A 4,626-nucleotide genomic window follows, 5' to 3' on the forward strand; every position below is an offset into this window, starting at 1 on the left:
CTTGAATGGTAACTTTAACCCCTGACGAAGTGATGAATTGGTTAAAGGAAGATTTTAAGTCAGGCCGCGGTCATGCATTGTCTATTTATCAAAAGCAGAAGAAGAATAAAGATATCAGTAACGTCCTAATGCTGATTAGGACGTTACTGATATTGCTATTTACAGCAATAGTCTTCAAAACTCAAATCGGTACATCTCTCGGTCCAGAGGTGTTTTACAATCAATAAGCATCACCAATTCTTAAGGCGTTAAATTTTACCCAATAACTTTGTTCACTAGGACTGAATAAATTCGAAAATATCTTTATTAATTGTTGCCGCTTCGGTAGTTGGCATTCCGTGAGGGAAACCTGGATAAGTGATCAGCTTTCCATTTTTCAACAATTTTGCCGATTTTACACCTGCATTTTGGTAAGGAACAATTTGGTCATCTTCACCATGAAGAACCAGGACCGGGATATCAACAGCTTTCAAATCTTCAGTGAAGTCAGTTTCAGAAAACGCCTTGATGCCGTTATAATGCGCAACGATTCCTCCCATCATTCCCTGTCTCCACCAGTTTCTCTGTACACCTTCTTTAACATCTGCACCTTCTCTGTTATATCCATAAAAAGGAAAAGTCAAATCGATATAGAACTGCTGTCTGTTGTTCAAAGTTTGGTCTCTGATACCATCAAAAACAGACATCGGAACGCCATCGGGATTGCTATCGCTTTGAACCATTATTGGTGGAACAGCACTAATTAACACTGCTTTTTTTGCTCTGCCATTAGCATATTTGTTAACGTAACGAATTACTTCACCACCGCCTGTTGAGTGCCCGATGTGCACAACATCTTTCAAGTCAAGAAACTCCACCAACTCTGCAGCGTCGGCAGCGTAAGTTTCGATGTCATGACCGTAAATATCCTGGCTAGAGCGGCCGTGACCTCTTCTGTCGTGCGTTATTACCCGATAACCTTTCTGTAAAAAAAAGATAGCCTGCGCATCCCAATCGTCTGATGATAATGGCCATCCATGGTGAAACATTAATGCTGGTCCTTTGCCTTGATCTTTGTAAAAAATCTCTGTTCCGTCTTTTAATTTTAGTGTACTCATAGTTTTAAGTTTTTTGTTTATAACCAATTGTCTTGTTAGAATGTTTTTGCCTTTGTTCTTTAGCAAAAGTAGTCAAGTGAAAGTCAACCCATCTTGATCTATGATAAAATCATTTGCTATTTTTTTATTTTATTTAGGCAAATTTTCAGTCTGGAGATAGAAAATAACATAAAACCAGGTTACAGAGAAAGTTACTTAATACCTTTCTTATACTTTTCGAGCGCAGCTTCGTATTCTTTAACTGTATCCTCTAAAACAAAGCCGGCAAATTTTCCATTTTTTAAATATTCTTTTGCTTTTGCAATTGCTATTTCCTGCGCTTCTACAGCTCCTTTATAATCGCCCATATTTACATAAGCATCGGCAATAAATTTATACATCAACGATGCGGGTTGCGGATTATCTGCCAGTTCCTTCAGTATGTTAACTCCATAAAGGTAAGATCCCTTTAATAAGCCTGGTCTTGAGGCAAGAAATGAACCAACAGAACCTTTATATCCAGGATTGGTCGCTTGCCAGTCCCGTACAAATTTCATAGCCTTTTCTTCACCCTCAGCATCAAAAAGGGCTGTGAATTTTGAAAAATTAAGTGGCCCGGCCATTACTGGACTAAGATTCTTTACAGCTGAATCAATAATTAAAATGGCTTTTGCATATTCTTTTTTCTCAATTGCAGCCGTCGAATTCTTCATCCCATTCATGAGTATTGATTCTTCTGGAGACGGCCCTTTGGCAGCCTGTTCAATTGCAGCTTTCCTTGCAGCGGCTACATTATAATTTCCATGCATAATCAACTTTACAATGGAGTCAAGTTGAACAGGGTGTCCAATCCATTGGATAATGCCATCTTTTACCATAAAACTACAAGGAATACCACCTTGTCCAGCGGCTTTCATCCATTTATTACCCATAAATTCATCTTTAGTGTCTGTAGCTACATTAAAGGCCATTTTATTACCCATGCCTTTCACAAATTTTGCCACCTTTGGAAGCAATGCATTGTAAGGCATTTTGCCAGATTTATCCTCCCAAATGTTCACAGCGATGACGGTCAAATCTTTAGCATTTTCTTTTGCAAATTCAGAAAGATGTGGCATAGAGGCTATGCAAGGTCCACACCAGGTTGCCCAAAACTCAAATAAATAGAGATGACCCTTTTTGTATGCTTTAATTGGACTACCTTTTACCCAGGAGCCATATTTTAATTGTGGAGCTGTATCTCCGATCATTAATTCAGGAGCTTTTTGATCCTGTGCCCGTCCGCTTACGCTGAGCAAAATAAAAAGGGCGAAAATACAACCCGCTTTTATAACGTTTATGTGTTTGAAAGTCATGTTTGTCTGGCTATTTGGTTATTTACTATCAGTTCTTTTTATCAGCTTTTTTCTCGTATTCATCTGCCTTTTTTTGGTAATCACTAATTACTCCATCTGTCATGATAGGCCCCCATTGCGGATCAGTTTTCAACTTTTTAGCTAATTCAACAGTTTTCTTCTGCGTTTCAGCAGCATCTTTATAGAATCCGCCTCTAGCCTGAAAATCGGCCAGGATGTCTAAAAGTTTTGGATTCTTTCCATCATCCCATTTTTTCACTGCTGTGATACAAAACTCAATGACAGATGGAGATAAATTTTCAGTGGTCATTAGTGTACCAATAAGAACCTGGCCGGTAAGATTATTTCTCTGCAATTCAAGCCCGTATGCAATTGCCTTTTCTTCACCATAATACCTTAATAACATCATAAATTTGTCAGTGGTAAACATGTATTTGTTGTCCGGAAATTTAGCGATGGCCTGATCCGCAAGTTGTAAAGCCTTATCGTATTCTTTTGCAGCCTCAGCATCTTTATATAGCTTAATGGCGGCATTAAATCCTGCTTGCATCTCTGCCATCTTTTTCTCCTGGTCTTCATATTTCTGTTTTTCCGCCTGAACATTGTAGGTTCCTGAATTTACCGCTGCAAGAATAGAATCCAGATAGACCGGATGGCCGATCCAGGCAATTTTTCCTTTCTGAACAACAAATGACGAAGGGATACCGTCAATACCCGCAGCTTTTAGCCAATTGTTACCCATATACTCAGCCGTATTGTCGGTAATCACATTGTAGGTTAACCTGCCAAGCTTGAATTGGTCTTGTACAAATTTGGTCACTTTGGGTAAATAGGTCTCCTGGTCTTTATTGCCGCCATGTAGATTTTCCCAAACATTACATCCAATAAAATCTATTTTTCCAGCATATTTTTTTGAGAGTTCTGAAAGATGGGGCATAGCGGCAATACAGGGGCCGCACCAGGTCGCCCAAAATTCAATTACATAAGTTTTGTCAGGATCTATGGCAGTAATGGGGTTTGTGCCTTGAATCCATTTCGAGTATTTTAGCACAGGTGCATCATCCCCTACGGATAAAGATTTTTTTTCCTGTGCCTTCATTTGCAGCGCGCAAATCGCTAGTATGGCAAACGTACCGAAAATGCGTTTTGCCATATTTTTCAGTTTCTCTGATTTTTGGTTCATGATTATGTTGTATTTGGTATTGAGACCTGAAAAATGGATCTACCCCTCTATATCCTGACAATAAAAGAACTGCTTCATATAAAACTATCATGTGCAGAAACACACAAACCGGTATAAATAGAATTTGGTAGCACATGACAGCTTCATCACCATTAAAATAAAATTATATTCTGATGAAAATTTGATAAAAACAAGATCAATAAAGGGTTCAACTCATTTTTCCGGTCTCAATACAAAAATTAGATCAACAGACCAATCTTAAACCAAAGAAAACAAACTATTAATGACAGTTTTAGAAATTAATAACATTGAAAAGAGTTACGGTAAAACGAAGGCGCTGAAAGGTATTAGCTTTTCTGTTCCTGAAGGCTCCATATTTGGGATTTTAGGTCCCAATGGAAGTGGAAAGACCACTTTACTGGGGATATTGTTAGATGTGTTACATGCTGACGCCGGAAATTTCTCCTGGTTCGGGCAGCAATCATCAGCTCAACAGAGAAAGCAGATCGGAACACTTTTAGAGACACCCAATTTTTTCCATTACCTCTCGGCTACGCGCAATCTGGAAATTACCAGTCAGATTAGTGGCCGGGGAGACCATGCAGAGATTGAGAGTATTTTGAAAAAAGTTGGCCTGTACGAACGCAGGGCTAGTAAATTTAGCACCTACAGTTTGGGCATGAAGCAACGTCTGGCTATTGGTGCAGCCTTGTTAGGTGCCCCTTCAGTAATTGTTTTGGATGAACCTACCAATGGTTTGGACCCCGTTGGAATTGCGGAAATCCGTGAGCTCATCCTGGAACTGAAATCAGATGGACATACGATTATCTTAGCGAGCCACTTGCTGGATGAAGTAGAAAGAATATGCACACACGTAGCTATTATGAAGTCCGGGAATTTGCTAATCTCTGGCACTGTTGAAGAAGTATTAAACAGTGAAGACCTTGTTGAAATCGCTGCCGGCAACCTGAAACAGCTCAGTGAAGTGATTGGACTGTATCCACAATTAATT

The 4,626-nt window shown here is 39.3% G+C and carries 4 protein-coding genes; 1 reads left to right on the forward strand and 3 read right to left on the reverse strand.

Annotation, left to right across the window (positions count from 1 at the left end; all coding sequences use genetic code 11):
• Nucleotides 1–275: 275 nt before the first annotated feature.
• The 3 genes from VNZ46_RS28140 to VNZ46_RS28150 all read right to left on the reverse strand — a co-directional run bounded on the left by VNZ46_RS28140 (nt 276) and on the right by VNZ46_RS28150 (nt 3,614).
• Nucleotides 276–1,097, reverse strand: a complete 822-nt coding sequence (locus tag VNZ46_RS28140) for an alpha/beta hydrolase (RefSeq protein ID WP_325564825.1) — start codon at nt 1,095–1,097, stop codon at nt 276–278.
• Between the two features lie 191 nt (nt 1,098–1,288).
• Entirely contained in the window at nt 1,289–2,431 is a 1,143-nt protein-coding gene (locus VNZ46_RS28145) for a TlpA disulfide reductase family protein (protein WP_325564827.1), read from the reverse strand.
• A 28-nt stretch (nt 2,432–2,459) separates the two neighbouring features.
• The gene (locus VNZ46_RS28150; RefSeq protein WP_325564829.1) at nt 2,460–3,614 is read right to left on the reverse strand and encodes a redoxin family protein; all 1,155 of its coding nucleotides are present in this window, start codon (nt 3,612–3,614) and stop codon (nt 2,460–2,462) included.
• A 283-nt stretch (nt 3,615–3,897) separates the two neighbouring features.
• Here VNZ46_RS28150 and VNZ46_RS28155 point away from each other — a divergent pair.
• Nucleotides 3,898–4,626 (forward strand): ABC transporter ATP-binding protein (locus VNZ46_RS28155; RefSeq protein WP_325564831.1); only part of this gene is annotated, 729 nt, incomplete at its 3' end.

It is taken from the genome of Pedobacter sp. (assembly GCF_035566355.1).
GTDB lineage: Bacteria > Bacteroidota > Bacteroidia > Sphingobacteriales > Sphingobacteriaceae > Pedobacter.